The organism is Streptomyces sp. NPDC059499 (genome assembly GCF_042749285.1).
GTDB lineage: Bacteria > Actinomycetota > Actinomycetes > Streptomycetales > Streptomycetaceae > Streptomyces.
The window spans coordinates 66,111-83,724 of the sequence record NZ_JBHYTT010000014.1 but is presented as its reverse complement, the minus strand read 5'-3'; the positions used below and the strand labels follow the sequence as shown (position 1 = coordinate 83,724).

Here is a 17,614-nt window from a genome sequence, read left to right as displayed (position 1 = left end):
CGGCACGGCAGGTCTGCTCCGGTTCGGCCACGAGCGGCGCCTGCCCGTGGTGGGAGGTTGATCGGCCGCGCACCCTGCGGACGGTGCGGGCCCGCCTTCCCCGGGCCGGAGGCCGGGGGAAGGCGGGCTGCTGTGCGGGTGTGTGGAGACTCGGCGGTCAGACGCCGCAGTTGGGCGCGGACCAGGAGCGACTGGTGCGTCCGTCCACGTGCGTGTGGTCGTTGTGGTCGGGGTAGCCGGGGCCGAAGATGCCGCCGAAGCCGTGCGAGCGAGCCCGCTGGGCGAGCACGCAGAACGACGGGCTGCCGACCAGGTCGGCGGCGTCACCGTAGAGGTGCCGGCTGTTCGAGGCACCGCCCGCCGCGTTGTTGCAGGCCGTGGAGCGGAATCCGCTGGACACGGCGATCGGCACGTCGCCCATCGCGTGCCGCATGGCCTCCAGCCTCCACATCGTGCGCAGTCCGTTGGACTTGGCTGTCGCGGCACTGACCGCACCACCGGACCAGTCGGAGTTGCAGTTGTTCAGTTCGGCGTAGGTGAAGTGGATGGGGGTGCAGTCCGGGTCCTGCAGTGCGTAGATCTTGGTGAACGTCTGGGAACCCGCGATGCCGTCCGCTCCGAGGCCGTACGCCTGCTGGAACTTGGTGACCGCCGCCTTGGTCCGCGGGCCGAAGTTGCCGTCGACGGAGAGGATCTCGCCGTAGTCGACGTGTCCGGCCACTCTGATCTGCAGCTGGGTCACGTCGGCGCCCGACATGCCTTCGGACAGGGTGCGGCCCCAGCTGTAGCACTCGTCGGCCTGGGCCGGGGCGGCCGTGGCCAGCACCCCCCCGATCGAAGCCGTCATGATCATGACAAATGACAGAGCGAATTGGATCGTACGCCTCAACACGGCGCCTCCGTTTGCGAGTCCCTTCCGATCCCCCATTAGAGGGCTGAGGCGAGTTTGACGCCCCTCTCCGTGACGTGTCCACACCATCACCATCTGCCACAGGACCAGACCTCCGGCACAACTGGCTTATGTGTAACGGGAGTTGTTATTCCTGGCGCCAGGCGACGGGCGTCCCCCGGCCGAGGTGGATCGGCGAAGCGAGGTACGACGCTACTGCCCGACCGCGAGGGCGGCAGCGGCGATCAGCGCGGAGCACACGACGGTCATGCCGCTCAGCCGCACAGCGAGAAGGTCGTCCCAGCGCTCCCCGTCTCCGGAGAGCCTGCGCAGTGCCGGGGTGAGTGCGCGGCCTACCCCGAAACCGAGTCCGACGGCCAGGGCGGGCGCGTAGGAGCCCCCGGACAGGAGCACCGCTGCCGCGATCGCGTACGGCGCGCTCGCCGAGACGTAGGTGCGCACGCCCGTACCGAGTTCGAAGCCGAACTGCAGCGCGCCTCGCACCAGATGACGGCGCAGGACGTCCTGCGGGATCTGCCGGGCGTTCTGCGGCAGCCGTAGCGACAACTTGCCCGCGTCGCGCAGCACGGCGAGCAGTGCGACGGCCACGATCAGCCCTTGCCGCACGACGTCCGGGAGCGGCGTGAAGAGACCGGACAGGAGCCACAGCACCCCGGCCGTCAGCACCCCGCCGGCCAGCAGACCGCAGGTGAACACGCCGAGGACCAGCGCCTGTCTGTACGTCGCCCGCCAACCTGGCGAGGCCAGCGCGAATGCGCTGTTACGCGTTCAAACGGAGCCGGAGAGCGAGTAACCGGCCAGACCGCCGGTGATGGCCCAGGTCAGCACAGGGGCGTGGAGGACGGCGGCGATCACCGCGATCCCCAGGGCCGCCACGGGCAGAACGGGGTCGGTGAGCAGCGCCCGTACGGCACGGGCGCCGCTCGGCCGGTCCGCGGGACGGACGGACTCGCCCACCTAGACCGTCCCGGTCAGCGTGAGCCAGGTGTTGGGGCCGACCACTCCGTCGGCGGTCAGGCCGTGCAGGGACTGGAACGAGACGACGGCCTGCCGGGTGAGCGAACCGAAGTTGCCGTCGACGGTGAGTGCGGAACCGTGCTTGTTGAGCTGCCGCTGCGCGCCCCGTACGGCATCGTTCACGTCTCCTTGGCGCACGGTGACGACCAGCACCGGCCAGGTGGCCGCGCTGACGCTGCCCGTGGGGCTGAGTCCGCTCGCCGACTGGAAGGCCTCGACCTGCGCCTCGGTGTCCACCCCGAAGATGCCGTCGACATCCGTGGGATGACCGTGGTGGGTGAGCAGGTGCTGGATGGTGAAGACGTCGGGCCCGGTGGCGCCGCGACCGATGGTCGGCCAGGTGACGGAGCCGGGGCAGTCACAGTCGGTGGTCCAGCGGCAGATGGACTTCACCCAGCCGGAGCCGGTGTTGCGGTACCCGTCGTGGCAGCGCCGCTCGATACCGCAGCCGCAGCTGCCGCAGGCCGCGCTGTAGCGCCACAGCCAGCCGTCGTAGGTACCGGCGTAGCACTGGTTGGGCCGCAGGGTCCAGGTCACTCCGTCGGTCCGGTGGAAGCCTGTGTTCGTCCCCGAGGTCACGCACGCGTCGGCGTAAATGGTGCTGGGCCCGCAGCCCGGGGAGCAGTTGTGGTCCGCGGCGTAACTGGGGCACGCACCGGTCCAGATGTCGTATCCGTCGGCATAGGCCTCCCGGGCGGCGGAGAACACCCCCAGCGCGGCGAAGCCCGCGGCGGTCGCGGCCTGCAGCACGGTACGCCTGGACGGCGCGAAGGAGGGAAGGGTCCCGCGCCCGGTCAGGGAGCGGCGGCCACCGCTCCCTGAGCGGCGCAGCGTGGGCACGTCGTCCAGCGAAGTCATGGCCGGCTCCTCGGCGTTGCGGGTGCGATGTCGTCGAGCAGCCGCAGCAGCGCGGTGGGTGAACCGAGCGGCTCGGAACGCACGATCCGGCGCTCCGGATCGATGGCCACCGCGTAGGGGGTGGCGGGTATGTCGTACGCGGTGAACAGCTCCGGACGGTGGTCCCAGACCGGGACGGCGCCCTCGTCGGCCTGCGGTCCGGCGCCCGCGTAGAGCCCGAGCACCTGCGGGGCGGCCTCGTCGCCCTGGCGGACCGTCCAGGCGCCGGCCTCGTCGAGCACCTGGCCGCAGGTACGGCAGTCCGCGTCGAGGAAGAGCAGCAGCGCGGCGCGGCCCGGCGCCAGGAGGCCGTCGAGCCCCGCCGGACCGGTCCGGGCCGGGTCGAGCCCGGGCGCCTGTGCGCCGGGGGCGATGCCCACCCGCCCGGGACGGTGCGGCTGTGTTCGTGACAGCTGGTGCACCTGCCTGATCAGTCCCGAGACGACCAGCGCGAGCAGCGCGATCGCCGCCCACGAGGCAATCAGGGCGCTGGTGGTGAAGTCCATCGCGTTGGCACTCCTTCGGCGGTCCGGTGCACGGTGGGCTCGGCCTGGTGGTGAGCAGGCGCCCTGGTCGACAGGTGAACGGAGGCTGCGGTCGGCTCGTGCATGGCAGCGGGCAGGGACCACAGGAGCGCTGTGCATGCGGTGGCTGCGAGCATCAGCGTGATCAGCTCCGTCGTGGAGAGCCGTACGGGGCCGGCTCCGGCGACGAGGGCGCCGGTCGTCGCGAGTACGGCGAGGGCCGCGGCCCTCCGGGTCACCCAGCGGCTCAGGGGCACGTCCTGGCCGGAGCAGCCGCACGGCCCCCCGCGGCCGAGGGCGAGGACGTGTCGCGTGTAGGCGGAGTAGAGCCCGAACAGGACTGCACCCAGGCCGAGTACGCCCTGCAGCAGCAACTGATGACCCGTCAGCAGCGCGGCTGCGCCGGCCGCTCCCAGGACGCCCTCCGCGACCGGCAGGGTGACGGCCACCGGCCGGCGGAGCCGCGGACCCAGCACGCCGTGCGCCCACAGCGCATCGCCCAGTGCGGCCGGGGCGGCGGCATGGGAGCCCGCACCCAGGAGCAGGGTCAGGATGACGACGGAGGCGGTCAGTCCGCCGTAGAAGCCGGTCACCGGCGGATCACCCGGTGTGCCGCAGCGTGAGTCGGCCGACGAGTTCGGGTACCCGCTCGACGGGAGTCGACGCCAGTGGCACCACCGTGGCCCAGATCTCGGTGGAGGAGAGCACGAAGAACGGGCTGCCGTCGGACAGCGTGTCGCGGAACAGCTCGCCGGACGCGACCGCCACCCCTTTCCAGGGCGGGAGTTGAGCGGTGTGCTCCTTGGTGCGCCGTGACAGCTCCAGCAGCCCGAGGCCGGGCACCTCCTTGATCACCGTCGCGGGCCGCGCGAAGGCGCTTCCGGCCGAGGGGTCCGGCTGGAGGGTGAGGCCGTATTCGCTCTCCGTGATGCGCACCGACCGGAGCAGCCCGAGCACCGCGGTGACATCCAGGCCGTACAACCGGGTCACGAGTGCGTGGCGCTCACCTCGCCACACGACGAGCGACGGTCGCTCCACGAGCCCCGAGCGCGGCTCGCGCTCGACGGACCGGAAGATGCGCAGCGTGCCCTTCTGGAAGGTGAGCTCGGTCTCGGGTGCCCCGATGCCCAGGGATGCGGCGACGTCGTCCCCCAGGGAGGCCGGCCCGGCGGTGAATTCGATCAGTCGGCCGCCGGCCACCACCTCGACGGCTGACGTGCACGGCGCCTGAAGGTCGACATCGCCCTCCAGGTGGTACGTCCCGCCGTCGAGTGCGCGATGAGTGACGAACGATGCGGCCATGTGCATCCTCCCGGAGGCGGGGGTCCGGTGTGACACCGCAGCCGCTCAGGAAACTAGACAAGAGTCATGACCCTGTCAATCGTTCGCAACACTCTCGATGCCGGATCAGCCGCGGTCCCTGTTGTTCGTACCGGCCTGACGATCATCGGAACACCGGATGCGCCCGGGTTCCCAAGACCTTCCGATCGTGGGACCCGGACAGGCCGGCGGGGCTGCGTCCTCGTCGCGCTCAGGTGCGGGAGCGCGCAGTTGTGGCCGGATCAGGAGGTGACGAGCACCTTGCCGATCAGTGGCAGATGGTCGGAGGCGGCCGGGGCCACCTGTACGACACGCGTGACGAGCGGCGTCACCTTGCCGGTCGTGTAAATGACGTCGATCCGCTCGGTCGGAGCCTCGGCGGGGTACGTCGCGCCGTCACCGCGCCCGTGCGGGGAATCGGCCCACGCGTCGGTGAAAGCCTCCTGCAGCGGCTGGGACTCCGGCGCGTCCGGCAGGGCGTTGAAGTCACCCACGAGGATCGCGGGCCTCTTCGCCCCGATCAGGTCCACGACCTGATCGGACTGCCGCAGGCGGTCGGTCTGCGAACTGGCAGCCAGGTGCGTGTTGTAGAACTCCACCGCCCTGCCGCGGACGTCGATCGTGGCGTGCAGCAGGCCGCGCTGCTCCTGACCCGGCGACTTGAACAACCAGGTGTTGTCCGACGCGGTGATCGGGTACCGGGACAGGATCGCGGTGCCGTACTGGACGCGGTGTCCGCCCGTGGCCGGCGGGGCATTGTCGATGTTGGCGCCGAACACCACGTGGTAGCCCAGCATGGCGGCCAGCTCGGCGGGCTGGTCGGTCCACTCGCTGCGCTCGGAGTAGTGGTTGTCGACCTCCTGCAGGCCCACGACGTCGGCACCGCTCTCGCGGACGACACGGGCGATCCGCTGGAGGTCGAGCCTGTCGTCGGTGCCCTGGGCGTGGTGGATGTTGAACGACATGACGTCCAGCACGCGGGGGCCGGGACGCTGAGCGGCCGGGGCGCCGTCGGCGGCCGATGCCTGGCCAGTGGCTCCGGCGAGCGCGACGACAGCGGCGAGAACGGACAGGGTACGGCGGAGCACGGTGGCCTCCTGGCACAAGGTTCATGAAGGACCTCGATGATCGTCCGCTCCCCTGGCCTGCCCGTGGCCGCGAGGTGAAGACCGACTCCCCCGCAGGTGTCGACACGCTGTCGAGTGCCGATCCGATCGAAACGGTCCATGCTGGCAAGCAAGAACCGTCGCTTTTCGGCCCCGGCCGATCGTGCGAGGAGGCAACCATGACCATGTCGCATGGCCCGGCACCGCGTACCGGAGCGGGAGACGACCCCTACGGTGCGGAGCCCGGTCCGATGGGCGACCCCTCGGATGTGCTGGCGCGTCTCGGCCGTTCCTGGACCTGGATCCTGGGCTCGGCGATCGCGACGCTGGTGCCGGGCCTCCTGATTCTGCTCTGGCCGGACGGGACGCTGCACGTCGTGGCGGTCCTCATCGGCCTGTACCTACTGGTGACCGGGCTATTCCGTTTCGTGGCCGTCTTCGCCGGGGAGAGCCACGGCGAACGGCTCCCGGGGCTGCTCCTGGCCGTGCTGTACACCCTGGCCGGGGTGCTGTGCCTGCGGAACCCTCTGCAGACCATCGCCGCGCTGTCCCTGATTGTCGGGCTCGTCTGGCTCGTATCCGGCATCCTCACCCTCTACGCGGCAATCGCCGCCAAGGACCTGCCCCACCGAGGCGTGGTCCTGGGCGCCGCAGTACTCGCCATCGTGGCGGGAATCGTGGTGCTCGCCCTGCCGGCCGAGTCGGCCCGCGCCCTGACATGGCTGCTCGGCCTGTGGCTCGTCCTGCTCGGCCTCGCCGAGGTGGCGCTCGCCCTCGCTTGGCGGGCGGCCCTCCGCAGGTAACGGGTCCACGGGCCTCGGGCACCCCCGCCGCAGCGGTCCCGCACACGAAGGGGTCTCAGGACGCCTTCGTGGCGGACCGCTTCGCACCCTCCTTCCTGCCGTCGCCCGGACCGCTCCGACGAGGCTTCGCGGGCGCGCTCTTCCGTTTCGTGGCGGCCTTACCCGCGCCCGCCTGCGAAGGCGCGGTCCGGGACGTCGCGGTCGGCCACTTGAACTCGATCTCCAGCTCCATCTCCCCGTCACCGACCTCGACCTCCAGCTCACCGTGAAGGTCGTCCGCGATCCGAAGGCTCAGCGTCACGCCGCCCAGTTCCAGTTCGACGTCCCCTCCCTCTCTCAGCGCGGCAGCGATCGCCGTGAGCTGGTCAGCCGCATCGAGGCGTGACAACGAGCGTTTCTGCTCAAACTTGAGGTCCTTCACGGGGTGTCTCCAATCCCCTAGAAACCGCATGACGTCATAGCGCCGATTCTGAAGCTGTGCGAGGGATCGGACATCCGCACAAACGGGGCGAGGAACGGCATACCGCCTACGGCCGAGGTGCCCCTCCGCCACAGCGATCCAGCCCGCCGTAGGTCCATCGCGCCGCAGCCCTTCCCTCACCGTCGTATGCAAGCCGGCACCGGGGTCCGCTGCGCGTGCGGCTCCGTTGGGCCGATTGCGTGAAGGGCGGCAGAAGCGCATCCGTGAGCACTCGAGGCCGTCCTCCCGCGCCATGGCTGCTGGGACGATGCCCCACGGGTCACCGCGCCGCTCCGCCGCCTACGGACCCGTCGCGGCCGCAGGCGCCGCGTCAGGCGGCGGTCGATGCGAACGCAGAAGCCGACCTGTCCGACGTGCTTGTCGACGCTGGCCGCACTAAGAAGGCCGCCGCAGTCCTCGAACGGCGCCCGACATTCAACAGCTCTCCCGTGCCGAGCGTCTCCTCGACCTCGGCCGCATCGAAGATGCTGTACAAGTCCTCGTCGTCTTCGACGGCGTCCGGGGCCCGGAGAGGGCACAGGCCCTGGCCGGATCCGCCGGCCTTGATGTCGAACACAAAGCGGCCCAGGAAGGTGATGTGTCGGTCCTTGAGCGGGGAGAGGCGGGCGACGTGCTCGTCCGTGATGTCGTGCTCGGCGCGAAGCCGACGGCGTTGAGGACCAGGCCGAGGGCGGCGAGCTGGCCCTATCCGAACCAGCCCAGCACAACGAAGAGTTTCCGATTCTCGGGCTCCGTAACGGGACGCGAATTTAGGCAAGTTGGGCTTCTGCGGCTCGTCGGGCGTGTCACGGAAGCCCCTTGTGGTGTTACTGAAGTCTGATCGGTGATGTCGCTGGGTCGACGCCTTGAACTGCGAAGACGAGGGCCCGCTCCCGCGGCATCATTCGAAGATCACCGGTAAATCGCGGACGCGCCCGTCACCCAGGTGCCCCTCCCGACCGCCCTGGTAACGTGCGCCGCCATGTCATCGGAACTGGAACGCCCCCCGCGCCAAGCGGATGAACGCACTGCGCTCACCGGCTGGCTGGACCTGCAGCGGCAGATTCTGCGCTGGAAATGCGAAGGGCTGAGCGACGAGGACGCGCGCCGCCCGGTCATCCCGACCTCACCGGACATGACGATGGCCGGTCTCATCTCCCACATGCGCTGGACCGAGCACATATGGCTGGAAGTACTGTTCCTCGGCGGCGACAAGAAGCAGAACCCCGCATTCGACGAGTCAGGCGAGAACGCCGACTGGCACACCGACGGCCGCCCCCTCGCAGAGCTCCTTGCGGAGTACGAGGCCGAGTGCACCCGCAGCAACGCGATCGTTGCCGCGGCCGACCTGGACGACACCGGCCGCCACCCCGACTTCCACGACGGCAGCGCCAACCTCCGCTGGATACTGATTCACCTCATCGAGGAGACGGGGCGACACGCAGGGCACGCGGACATCGTCCGGGAGCTACTCGACGGCACGAAGGGCTACTACTAGCGCAGCTCCGCGAAGCGGGGCTTCCCTCAGGAGCCAGGCCAACACGCCGCACGACGATCGGCCCACCGCCGACCACGGACCGGATCGGCCGGAATCAGCGGCTCGATCCGGTCCCACATCGCATCAGTGATCAATACGTCTAGCCGCCGCCGACCCGGCCGAACCAGCTCGCGCAAGCCACCTGAGCTGCAGGAACAGCAAACGCCCCTTGGAAGTCAGCAGCAGGTGATCGTCGTTTCCGGCTTGTGGCGCAGTGCCGTTCATTGGGACCATCTCCGCATGTTCGAGTTGATCCCAGGAGTCGGCCTCCGGCTCCCTGGCTCTGCCGGCACCCTCCGCTTCGGCATGGACGAGCGCACCGCCCAGTGGGCCGTCGCCACCGTCGCGGACGTGCGCGATGGTTGGGTCTGTGGCGCCCGCTGGGCCTTCAGCGCGCAGTACCAGGGCCTGACGCTCGACACATACGGTGACACCACGGACCGCCGCGGCCGGCACCAGGACACCCCTGGCCTAGCCGGCATCGGCCTCACCCGCGCCCCCTTCACGCTCACCGGGCCGTCTGCCTGCCCAGTTGTCCTCGGCGGCATCAACCTCTTCGGCTACCCGACCGCCGAGGTTTCGGATGCTTTCAGTGACGGCCTGCCCCCGACGCTCCGGATCAGCGGCGACGGTCTCTACCTCACCGCCGTGTCACTCCACGCGGAACCCGTATCTGTCGAGAGCTGATCACGACGGCGAGCCGGATCGACATGACCGAGCACACACCGCCTACGTCCTCGCCCGAATCTCGACCACCTTGACACGACTCCGCTGCACACCCGAAATGCCGCGGCCGGCACCGGTCCCGAGCAGGGCGGTGCAAGATGATCCGCAGCAGGCGCTTGCCCTCGTCGTCATCGATGTCGCGGACGCGTACTCGTTCTGCCACCCGAACAGCCTGGCGGGACGGCGCTTGCCGCACCAGGAGGTAACTTCGGTTATTCAGGCTGCTGTTGGGCTCCGCAGGACCTCACCTCGCACGAACCCGTGGCTCCGTTCCACTTGCGCTACGTGCAGCGTGTAACTCTGGTACCACTCGGCTTGCCCACGCCCTTGCGCTGCGCGGTGCTCGGCATTGGTCCGCCACTCCGTGAGGGCGTCGGCGTCTCGGAAGTACCCGACGGTGATGCCCAGCCCACCAGGAGTCTGCGCGTGGTCCATCCCCAGGAACCCAGGGACGTCCTTCACCAGGTCTTCCATGCGGGCGTTGGTCTCGCTGTAGCCGCTCTGTTCCCCGGTTCGCACTGTAGTGAAGACAGCCACGTAGTAGGGGGGTTCAAAGGCTTCGACGGGCGCGACAAGCGCTTCTGAGTGATCGCTCATGGCGCCACCGTAAGGCGGGATGCGACCGCGATCCAGCGTCTTTCCTGACCGGGATACATCAGGGACCGGGTTCTTGACCGAAGCCGTCTGAGCTCTCCCTCCAGCTCCCGGCAACGGCCACGAAGGCTCGGCCTCCGGGCCAGCGTGCCTGCGGGCGGCGGACCTTGCATCCCAGCGTCCACGCCACGGCAGAGTACGACGGATCGCTCGGTCTAACCTCACCCGTATGACGACCGACTGGATAGCGGAAGCACAACGCGTTGCCCGGGGGCGGCGCCTTGACGAGCTCGGCTCTCCCACCTCTCGGCCGAGCGCTTGCCCGGCGGTGCCGCTGTCCGAAGCGGAGATCTGCGAAGCGGAGGTGGAACTGCGCATCGCGTTCCCGGACCAGTACCGCGAGTACTTGCTCCGTCAGGACGCCGGCAGCACGGTGAACCGCCTGTGCCGATCCGCGACAGGCTGGGGCTGGCATGGGGACTCGGACACCAACTACGACTTGCTCACCACCGCCTTCCCGCACCCCGACTCCTACCGTGCCTACGAGGACGAGTTGGTCGCGCGCGAGCCGCTTACGGAGGACTTCCCGAACCCCAACGCCTACCAGGCAGCATGTGAGCAGTGGAACGCCGAATACGAGGTGTTCCAGGAGCGCAAGACGTCCGGCGCTGTATTCATCCAGGACAACGGCTGTGGCTTCTCGACCCTGCTCGTTGTCACCGGTCCGCACCACGGCTCACTGTGGTTCGACGGCCGGGCCACCTGCGACCAGATCCTGCCTCTGAACCTGGATGATCAGCCCGTGTCTTTCACGGACTGGCTCGCGCGAAGGTCCATGGACCTGGTCGGCTGGTGAACGCTGCCAGGGGCAACAGTGTCCTGGTGACGAGCGCCAGCCACCAGCACCCGAGGGCGCGGCGAACGCATGCACGTGACCGTCCGAGGGGGACCATATGACGCGGCAAGGGATCATCGCGATAGGGCGTGTGGACGGGTCGGCCGCGGTGGAGGCCGAGGAAGCGTTCAAGTTGATCTACGGCGATGTCTTCGCGGAGCCTCCGTACGAAGAGACCGCGGACGATGTCGCCGCAGCCTTCCGCCGCTTCCCCGTACAGGCTCGCCACAGCGCCTTTCGCGCTGTCATGGCCCGCACCTCGGAGGGCGAGCCGATCGCCATGGCATACGGACACCCGCTCGGGCCCGACACCGTGTGGTGGGACGAACTGACCGAGCCCGTGCCCGACGACATGCAGTACGAGGACGGGCACCGCACCTTCGGGCTCATGGAACTCGCCGTGCGCGGACCGTGGCGCGGACAGGGTGTTGCGCGGCGTCTGCACGAGATGCTGCTCGACGGCATCGGAGCCGAGCGGGTGCTGTTGAACGTCCACCCGGCCGCCGAGGCCGCGTCGGCTGCCTACCGGGCGTGGGGATACCGCAAGATCGGCGAGGCGCGGCCACGGGGCGAGGGCGCGGACCTCCATGACGTGATGCTGCTCGACCTGCGCTGAAGCGACTGTGGACTCGCAACCCACTGATGCACTCCGCTCGGCATGATCTACTCCGATCGGACTCGGCGGTGGGGTGGTGTGACATGGGCGAGTGGCGAACTGATCCGACGTTCGCGATGTGCCGGAAGTTGACGGACGGAGCTGATCTGTCCTCATTCGTGGGCGGACCGTTCGACGTGCGTGCGGTGGTGGCCGCCATTCGGCCCGAGACCAAGGACGGATTCCTGCTCGACGAAGTCCCTTGGGAGCACTTCCCGCGGGGGGATCACGTCAAGGAAGCCATTCACCTGCTGCACACCGGCAATTCGTCCGTGCGCACAGGAACGGGCTTTGTGAGCGGGATGTGCGCCAACGACATGCGGGCCGCCGCCGTGCTCGCCGTACCCTTCCTGATCCGGATCGCCGCCGACACCTGCCACCCGTACCGTGCCGGGGCGCTCGCCGAAGTCTCCTCCCCGGCCCGCGCCCTACACTTCGGCGTCGCTTCCCGCAACGAACTGCTGCTCCACCGCGGCAACACCCCGTACGACGACCTCTACGACGGCTACGGCGTCGAGGTGACCGGCTACCCGGCGGGCTGGTCGGTCGCCGCCGCCCGCGCCGCGATCACCGCCGACACCGCCCTCCTGAAGCCCCTCCTCGACGACCCCGACCCTGCGATACGGATCAGTGCCGCCTACGCCTTGGCCACCGCCGCAGACCCCGACCGCACGGTCCGTGCCGCCTTCCGCACCCGGCTCGCCGCCGAGCAGGACCCGATCGTCCGCTCCGCCCTGGTGCTCGCCACCGCCGAAGCCACCCGTAGCCACCCCCACGCGCCAACCACCGCATGCATGCGACAACGGTGGCGGGACCGAACACAGGCGCCAGAGGTCCGGCTGGCCGCAGCGATCGGCTGGCTCTGCCTCACCGACGAACCCGCCCCCGACGACCTGCGCGCCGTCGTCGAGGACCTCGCCACCGACGAGCGCGCCCAGGCCATGGAGGACCTGCCTTGGATGGCCGCCGTCGGCGAATCCGAGGAGACGGGACTACGGCGCTGCGTCCGAAAGATGCTCCACCCTGAACAGCCCGATCCGGTGTGGTACGACGACCCGTGGGCCCCGCGCCCCTGACGACGGGTACTGGCCACAGGGCCAAGCTCATTCCACGAAAGTGCCCGGTCATCAGTCCCAGATCAGCCTGCTGCCCTGAACGCGTCCCGTAGCGCCCTGCGCTCCCGAAGAGATCTGCTCCATGAGGGCGACCGTCTCGCTGAACAGAGCGGACAGAGACTCGTGAACTCCGAAGGAAGGCGCGTCCCCGTCGCCGAATGAACCGATCTGACCGCTACGCACGTCCAGGAACCTGCCGTAACAAGCATCATCGTCCGAGATGATCGGAATCCACTGCTCGTGCCAGAAGGGAAACTCCGGATCGTCGGACGGGTCGTCGCGCTCGATCTCCATCTTGAAGTGATACGTCCGCTCCATGGCCGCGAGTCCCAGCAGATCGCGGTTGCTGCCGGGCACGACCCCCTCCGTGACACCAACAGGGCCGTTGTCGGCCCCGGAGGCCAGGAGCCAAGTCCGAAGGTCGCCCGGGAGAACGACGCCCATGCGCTTCTCTGCCGCAGTGATCGCCGCCGGCGTCGCGGGAGCGAGAACCGACGATGCAGTCGCCGGTGCATTCGTCTCCAGCCAGTCCACCAACCGCTGCCACGCCAACTGCACGTCCCCCATGGCCATTCCTTTCCCCGAACGTCCACCTCACGGCCTCACGGTGCACCCTACGGCCGACAGCGAAGCGCCCCGTCAGGGACGGTGAGACGGATGCCGCGGCGGCGAAGCCACGGGCCGGGTGTCGGTAGGCGACGTACGTCGCGACCGTGACGGTGAGCAGCGGCACGGCACACGCGCAGACCTTCCCCCGCTGCGACAACGAGCACGCCGGACACGACATGCCGCTCGGTACCCGTTACGACGCACCCCGCTGGGTCGGGGATCGGATCACGGTGGCCACAAGGAACTTCCTCGTTCCAGTCCCCCGTCCGGGCCGATCGTCATGCCGTGGGTCCAGGCAGGCCGACTGGGACCGTGCGGGAGCGTGATCCTTTCGAAGAGGTCCTTTCCGAGTCCGTCACGAAGCAGCGTGTCGATGGCGTTGGCGCGCGGGACGTGCACGAAGGGCCGCCACGGGTAGATCCGGTCGTTGAACCACGGCGTCCGCCAGTCCGATGTAGTTCTGATGAATTCCTTGGCGAATTGGGCTTCCCGGGCTCCTGGGTAACTTTCCTCGCTTTCCAGACAGCCGTCCAGACACACGTCCACATAGGACTGAACGATCGGGAATTGCTCGTTCGGAAAGCGTTTGGCCACGTTGGCGAAATACCACACGGAACCGGCGGGAGGGCCTTTGCTTCCGTCCAGTATGGAGATGTCGCTCGCGGGGATCCGGGTCAGCCGGTAGCCGGATTCACGGCGTGTGAAGTCTTCGAGTGCCTGCTGGGTGACGGAGAAGAGGACCCCATTGCATCTCGCGCCCTTCTTGGGGACGGCCCCCAAGTACGTAGGGCCCCAGCTGACCGTGTCCACCCGGTCGTACCAGCCGCGACTGATGCCCCTGACCGCCACGGGTACGGCTTCCTCCGCCTCGGGCCACGTCGCGGTGCGTGATGCTCGCTGAATCAGGGACCCGTACCCGAAGATGTAGGTGCGCCCCACAATCGATGGCGGAATTCCAGGGTTCCCCGTTGTCGGTGACGCCGGAGGGCCAGCGCCTACGATTGCCGCGCTCCCACCGAGTGCGATCATTCCCCCCAGCCGGATCGCTCTGCGCCGTTCGACGGTGCACTCAGGGTTCATTCGCCCTCCAGGCCGCACGTTTCGGGAGAGGGGTCTTGTCGGAGTCCGGCTCGACCTGCGTACGCCATCATCACGTTCGCCACTGAGTGGAACCGGTGCGACACGCGCGCGGCCGCTCGGGCGCCGGGTGGGATTCCTCGACTCGATCGCTCGATCGCTCGGTCGCGAGTCGCGAGTCGCTGGTCAGTCCCGGCGGACGGCAAAAAACAAAAGGCAAGGAGATCTCTCTCCCTGCCACTCTCAACTTATAGCGCAATGGGGGGCTTGCGGCAAGGCCCCGGTGGTGGCGCAGAATCATCGGCCGAGGCCACAACCTGCGGAAAGAAGGGCACGACGTGCGTGTGTTGTCGACGCGTTGGGGGACGCGGTGACGTCGAATCGACTGCCGGAGCGGCAGTTCGGTCACAAGCCCCCGGGGCGGTGGTGCGGGTGTGCGCGCCGCCTGACCGGGCGGCACATCCGGCCGGCTCGTCGGAGGAAAGGCGACGGAAGATGACGACGTGCTCGACAAGAGGTTCGACAGAGCTGGAGGTGCCGGTGATGCGATCGGCCGCTCCAGCGCGAGGGAGCACGGCTGCCCCGGAGGTATCGCGATGACCGACCAGTATGTTCTGGATCTTCAAGAGGTCGACGAGAAGCAGGTCACGGTAGTCGGCGGCAAGGGGGCCCACCTGGGCGGTCTGTCACGGATCGAGGGCGTCAGCGTTCCGGGGGGCTTCTGCGTGACGACGGACGCCTTCCGGCGGATCCTTGCGGAGGAGCCGTCGATCGACGAACAGCTCGATCGGCTGTCGCGCGTGAACCCCGACGACCTGGAGGGGATCCGCACGCTCAGCGCGCAGATTCGCCAGGCCATCGAAGCGGTGGCCGTCCCCGGCGCTCTTGCGGGGGCGATCACCCGTGCGCTCGCCCGGCTCGGCGAGCAGGCCGCCTGCGCCGTCCGGTCCAGCGCGACGGCGGAAGACCTGCCGACGGCCTCCTTCGCCGGCCAGCAGGACACGTACCTGAACGTCGTGGGGCCGACTGCGGTCCTCCAGCACATCAGCAGGTGCTGGGCCTCGCTGTTCACCGAGCGGGCCGTGATCTACCGCCGGCGCAACGGCATCGACGACCGTTCGGTCCACATGGCCGTGGTCGTGCAGCGGATGGCTTTCCCTCATGCGTCGGGCATCCTGTTCACGGCCGACCCCGTCACGGGCAACCGGAAGGTCGCCACTGTGGACGCCGGCTTCGGCCTCGGCGAGGCCCTGGTCTCCGGGCTGGTGAACCCGGACGTCTTCACGGTGCGGGACGACGCAATCATCGCCAAGGCGATCGCCGCCAAACAGCGTGCCGTTCACGCCCTGCCGGACGGCGGTACGCAGGAAGTGGCGATCGACTCGCACCAGCAGGAACAGCCGGCGCTGACGGATGCGCAGGTCGTACGGCTCGTACGGCTCGGGCGGCGGATCGAAGCGCACTTCGGCCGCCCGCAGGACATCGAATGGTGTCTGGTCGACGACGGCTTCCAGATCGTGCAGAGCCGGCCGATCACGACGCTGTTCCCCGTTCCCGAGGCCGGGGACCAGGAGAATCACGTCTACGTCTCCGTCGGTCACGGGCAGATGATGACCGACCCCATGAAGCCCCTGGGGTTCTCGATGTGGCAGCTGACGGCCATGGTGCAGATGCACGAAGCCGGCGGCAGGCTGTTCGTCGACGTCACCCGGCGGCTGGCCTCGCCCACGAGCCGCGCCGGTCTCCTGGACGCCATAGGGAGAGGTGATCCGCTGATCAGGGACGCTCTGGAGACCGTCCTCGAACGCGACGGCTTCGTCCCCTCGCTCCCGGACCCGAGTCCCGGCGTACCGCCGGCCGGCGGTGGGCCCGCCCCGATCGAGACCGATCCGGCCGTCGTCACCGAGCTGATCGAGCGCAGTCAGGCGTCCGTCGCCGCCTTGGAGCGCGACATCCGGACGAAGACCGGACCGTCGCTGTTCGACTTCCTGCTGGCGGCCTTCGAGGAGCACAAGCGAGTCCTCGGTGATCCGCTGAGCCTTCGGGCGGTCATGGCGGGGATGGATGCCACGTGGTGGCTCAACGACAAGCTGCGGGAGTGGCTCGGTGAGAAGAACGCGGCGGACACGCTGACGCTGTCCGCCCCCGGCAACATCACGTCGGAGATGGGTCTGGCGCTGCTCGACGTCGCGGACGTGATCCGCCCGCACCCGGAGGTGGTGGCGTTCCTGCAGGGTGTCGGGGACGAGGACTTCCTCGACGGGTTGGCGAAGCTCCCTGGCGGGGCGGAGGCGCGCGACGCCATCACGTCCTACCTCGACCGGTACGGCATGCGCTGCGTGGGCGAGATCGACATCACGAGGCCGCGTTGGCGTGAGCGCCCCTCGACGCTCGTGCCCGTGATCCTCGACAACGTCAGGATCTTCGAGCCGGGCGCCGCCGAGCGGCGCTTCGAGCAGGGCCGGCAGAAGGCGCGGGAGAAGGAACGGGACGTGCTGTCACGCCTGCGTGCCCTGCCGGACGGGAATCGGAAGGCCGAGGAGACCAAGCGGATGATCGACCGGGTCCGCACCTTCATCGGATACCGGGAGTACCCGAAGTACGGCATCGTCAGCCGCTACTTCGTCTACAAACAGGCCCTGATGAAGGAGGCGGAGCGCCTCGTGCGGGCAGGTGTGCTTGCGGAGAAGGAGGACATCTTCTCTCTCACGTTCCAGGAACTCCACGACGTCGCGCGCTCGAACCAGGTGGACGGCCGGCTCATCGAGCAGCGCAAGGAAGCGTTCCGGTCGTACCACGCACTCACACCGCCCCGGGTACTCACATCGGACGGTGAGGCCGTCACCGGGGCGTACCGGCGCGACGACGTACCGGAAGGCGCCTTGGTCGGCCTGCCCGTTTCCGCCGGGACCGTCGAGGGAAGAGCCCGCGTCGTCCTGGACATGGCGGAGGCCGATCTCGAGGCGGGCGACATCCTGGTCACGACCTTCACGGATCCCAGCTGGTCGCCGCTGTTCGTCGGAATCGCGGGCCTGGTGACGGAAGTGGGCGGCCTGATGACGCATGGCGCGGTGATCGCCCGGGAGTACGGACTGCCGGCCGTCGTGGGCGTGGAGCGGGCCACCCGGCTGATCCAGGACGGACAGCGGATCCGCGTGCACGGAACCGGCGGATACATCGAGATCCTCCCCTGACCGACACCGCCCCTGCCCCATACGGGACTCGTCACGTCCTGTACGAGGCAGGGGCGGAGGCACTTCCCGCATACTCGGTCACCGACCGGACAACGGTCCTCGGCCCGCCCGGACGTGAGCGCCGCCCACCGCGGGCGGGCGCTGCGGACAGGCTCGAACTCGTCCCCCAGACCTC

General features: G+C 68.9%; 20 protein-coding genes. 7 read left to right on the top strand and 13 right to left on the bottom strand.

Annotation, left to right across the window (positions count from 1 at the left end):
* Positions 1 to 157: 157 nt before the first annotated feature.
* The 8 genes from ACFW9O_RS27900 to ACFW9O_RS27865 all read right to left on the bottom strand — a co-directional run bounded on the left by ACFW9O_RS27900 (position 158) and on the right by ACFW9O_RS27865 (position 5,756).
* The gene (locus ACFW9O_RS27900) at positions 158 to 892 is read right to left on the bottom strand and encodes a D-Ala-D-Ala carboxypeptidase family metallohydrolase (RefSeq protein ID WP_384613146.1); all 735 of its coding nucleotides are present in this window, start codon (positions 890 to 892) and stop codon (positions 158 to 160) included.
* A 210-nt stretch (positions 893 to 1,102) separates the two neighbouring features.
* On the bottom strand, positions 1,103 to 1,606 hold the full coding sequence (locus ACFW9O_RS27895) for a hypothetical protein (RefSeq protein ID WP_384613144.1): 504 nt from the start codon (positions 1,604 to 1,606) through the stop codon (positions 1,103 to 1,105).
* 72 nt (positions 1,607 to 1,678) lie between these two features.
* Positions 1,679 to 1,867 (bottom strand): hypothetical protein, encoded by a 189-nt coding sequence (locus ACFW9O_RS27890; protein ID WP_306069138.1) that lies wholly within the window; start codon positions 1,865 to 1,867, stop codon positions 1,679 to 1,681.
* Positions 1,868 to 2,785, bottom strand: a complete 918-nt coding sequence (locus tag ACFW9O_RS27885) for a peptidoglycan-binding protein (protein ID WP_351174910.1) — start codon at positions 2,783 to 2,785, stop codon at positions 1,868 to 1,870.
* Positions 2,782 to 3,330: a hypothetical protein gene (locus ACFW9O_RS27880; protein WP_384613142.1), complete on the bottom strand. Its 549-nt coding sequence runs from the start codon at positions 3,328 to 3,330 to the stop codon at positions 2,782 to 2,784. The genes ACFW9O_RS27885 and ACFW9O_RS27880 overlap by 4 nt, the downstream gene beginning before the upstream one ends.
* Positions 3,306 to 3,941 carry a MauE/DoxX family redox-associated membrane protein gene (locus ACFW9O_RS27875; RefSeq protein ID WP_384613140.1) on the bottom strand — a complete coding sequence of 212 codons (636 nt, stop codon included), beginning with the start codon at positions 3,939 to 3,941 and terminating at the stop codon, positions 3,306 to 3,308. Before ACFW9O_RS27875 ends, ACFW9O_RS27880 begins: the two co-directional genes overlap by 25 nt.
* 7 nt (positions 3,942 to 3,948) lie before the next feature.
* A complete protein-coding gene (locus ACFW9O_RS27870) occupies positions 3,949 to 4,650 on the bottom strand; it encodes a hypothetical protein (protein WP_384613138.1) in 702 nt (233 codons plus the stop codon).
* A 260-nt stretch (positions 4,651 to 4,910) separates the two neighbouring features.
* Entirely contained in the window at positions 4,911 to 5,756 is an 846-nt protein-coding gene (locus ACFW9O_RS27865) for an endonuclease/exonuclease/phosphatase family protein (RefSeq protein ID WP_384613136.1), read from the bottom strand.
* A 197-nt stretch (positions 5,757 to 5,953) separates the two neighbouring features.
* On the opposite strand from ACFW9O_RS27865, the gene ACFW9O_RS27860 reads away from it, so the two are divergent.
* Positions 5,954 to 6,577 carry an HdeD family acid-resistance protein gene (locus tag ACFW9O_RS27860; protein ID WP_384613134.1) on the top strand — a complete coding sequence of 208 codons (624 nt, stop codon included), beginning with the start codon at positions 5,954 to 5,956 and terminating at the stop codon, positions 6,575 to 6,577.
* Positions 6,578 to 6,632: 55 nt separating this feature from the next.
* Here ACFW9O_RS27860 and ACFW9O_RS27855 read toward each other — a convergent pair whose 3' ends face one another.
* Together ACFW9O_RS27855 and ACFW9O_RS27850 are read right to left on the bottom strand one after the other, a co-directional pair.
* Positions 6,633 to 6,998: an amphi-Trp domain-containing protein gene (locus tag ACFW9O_RS27855; RefSeq protein ID WP_384613132.1), complete on the bottom strand. Its 366-nt coding sequence runs from the start codon at positions 6,996 to 6,998 to the stop codon at positions 6,633 to 6,635.
* Positions 6,999 to 7,368: 370 nt separating this feature from the next.
* Positions 7,369 to 7,614 (bottom strand): hypothetical protein, encoded by a 246-nt coding sequence (locus ACFW9O_RS27850; RefSeq protein WP_384613130.1) that lies wholly within the window; start codon positions 7,612 to 7,614, stop codon positions 7,369 to 7,371.
* Between the two features lie 405 nt (positions 7,615 to 8,019).
* Here ACFW9O_RS27850 and ACFW9O_RS27845 point away from each other — a divergent pair, with 405 nt between their 5' ends.
* Both ACFW9O_RS27845 and ACFW9O_RS27840 read left to right on the top strand, forming a co-directional pair.
* Entirely contained in the window at positions 8,020 to 8,535 is a 516-nt protein-coding gene (locus ACFW9O_RS27845; protein WP_384613128.1) for a DinB family protein, read from the top strand.
* A 345-nt stretch (positions 8,536 to 8,880) separates the two neighbouring features.
* The gene (locus tag ACFW9O_RS27840; protein ID WP_384613126.1) at positions 8,881 to 9,261 is read left to right on the top strand and encodes a hypothetical protein; all 381 of its coding nucleotides are present in this window, start codon (positions 8,881 to 8,883) and stop codon (positions 9,259 to 9,261) included.
* Between the two features lie 255 nt (positions 9,262 to 9,516).
* Here ACFW9O_RS27840 and ACFW9O_RS27835 read toward each other — a convergent pair whose 3' ends face one another.
* Positions 9,517 to 9,897: an antibiotic biosynthesis monooxygenase family protein gene (locus ACFW9O_RS27835; RefSeq protein WP_384613124.1), complete on the bottom strand. Its 381-nt coding sequence runs from the start codon at positions 9,895 to 9,897 to the stop codon at positions 9,517 to 9,519.
* A 226-nt stretch (positions 9,898 to 10,123) separates the two neighbouring features.
* Between ACFW9O_RS27835 and ACFW9O_RS27830 the strand changes: the two genes are divergently transcribed.
* The 3 genes from ACFW9O_RS27830 (at position 10,124) to ACFW9O_RS27820 (ending at position 12,520) form a co-directional block, all read left to right on the top strand.
* The gene (locus tag ACFW9O_RS27830; RefSeq protein ID WP_384613122.1) at positions 10,124 to 10,750 is read left to right on the top strand and encodes an SMI1/KNR4 family protein; all 627 of its coding nucleotides are present in this window, start codon (positions 10,124 to 10,126) and stop codon (positions 10,748 to 10,750) included.
* Positions 10,751 to 10,847: 97 nt separating this feature from the next.
* Positions 10,848 to 11,405: a GNAT family N-acetyltransferase gene (locus tag ACFW9O_RS27825; RefSeq protein WP_384613120.1), complete on the top strand. Its 558-nt coding sequence runs from the start codon at positions 10,848 to 10,850 to the stop codon at positions 11,403 to 11,405.
* A 128-nt stretch (positions 11,406 to 11,533) separates the two neighbouring features.
* Positions 11,534 to 12,520 (top strand): hypothetical protein, encoded by a 987-nt coding sequence (locus ACFW9O_RS27820; RefSeq protein ID WP_384613118.1) that lies wholly within the window; start codon positions 11,534 to 11,536, stop codon positions 12,518 to 12,520.
* 51 nt (positions 12,521 to 12,571) lie between these two features.
* Here ACFW9O_RS27820 and ACFW9O_RS27815 read toward each other — a convergent pair whose 3' ends face one another.
* Together ACFW9O_RS27815 and ACFW9O_RS27810 are read right to left on the bottom strand one after the other, a co-directional pair.
* Positions 12,572 to 13,126: an SMI1/KNR4 family protein gene (locus tag ACFW9O_RS27815; RefSeq protein WP_384613116.1), complete on the bottom strand. Its 555-nt coding sequence runs from the start codon at positions 13,124 to 13,126 to the stop codon at positions 12,572 to 12,574.
* A 267-nt stretch (positions 13,127 to 13,393) separates the two neighbouring features.
* The gene (locus ACFW9O_RS27810; RefSeq protein ID WP_384613114.1) at positions 13,394 to 14,017 is read right to left on the bottom strand and encodes a hypothetical protein; all 624 of its coding nucleotides are present in this window, start codon (positions 14,015 to 14,017) and stop codon (positions 13,394 to 13,396) included.
* 824 nt (positions 14,018 to 14,841) lie between these two features.
* Here ACFW9O_RS27810 and rph point away from each other — a divergent pair.
* Positions 14,842 to 17,439, top strand: coding sequence for a rifamycin-inactivating phosphotransferase (rph, locus tag ACFW9O_RS27805; protein ID WP_384613112.1), 2,598 nt, complete (start codon positions 14,842 to 14,844; stop codon positions 17,437 to 17,439).
* The last annotated feature ends 175 nt before the right edge of the window (positions 17,440 to 17,614 follow it).

Coding starts and splice junctions, on each gene's coding strand:
- ACFW9O_RS27885 (WP_351174910.1), bottom strand. CDS start 2,785: ATGACTTCGCTGGACGACGTGCCCACGCTGCGCCGCTCAGGGAGCGGT.
- ACFW9O_RS27815 (WP_384613116.1), bottom strand. CDS start 13,126: ATGGGGGACGTGCAGTTGGCGTGGCAGCGGTTGGTGGACTGGCTGGAG.
- rph (WP_384613112.1), top strand. CDS start 14,842: ATGACCGACCAGTATGTTCTGGATCTTCAAGAGGTCGACGAGAAGCAG.
- ACFW9O_RS27880 (WP_384613142.1), bottom strand. CDS start 3,330: ATGGACTTCACCACCAGCGCCCTGATTGCCTCGTGGGCGGCGATCGCG.
- ACFW9O_RS27835 (WP_384613124.1), bottom strand. CDS start 9,897: ATGAGCGATCACTCAGAAGCGCTTGTCGCGCCCGTCGAAGCCTTTGAA.
- ACFW9O_RS27860 (WP_384613134.1), top strand. CDS start 5,954: ATGACCATGTCGCATGGCCCGGCACCGCGTACCGGAGCGGGAGACGAC.
- ACFW9O_RS27870 (WP_384613138.1), bottom strand. CDS start 4,650: ATGGCCGCATCGTTCGTCACTCATCGCGCACTCGACGGCGGGACGTAC.
- ACFW9O_RS27840 (WP_384613126.1), top strand. CDS start 8,881: ATGGACGAGCGCACCGCCCAGTGGGCCGTCGCCACCGTCGCGGACGTG.
- ACFW9O_RS27825 (WP_384613120.1), top strand. CDS start 10,848: ATGACGCGGCAAGGGATCATCGCGATAGGGCGTGTGGACGGGTCGGCC.
- ACFW9O_RS27830 (WP_384613122.1), top strand. CDS start 10,124: ATGACGACCGACTGGATAGCGGAAGCACAACGCGTTGCCCGGGGGCGG.
- ACFW9O_RS27845 (WP_384613128.1), top strand. CDS start 8,020: ATGTCATCGGAACTGGAACGCCCCCCGCGCCAAGCGGATGAACGCACT.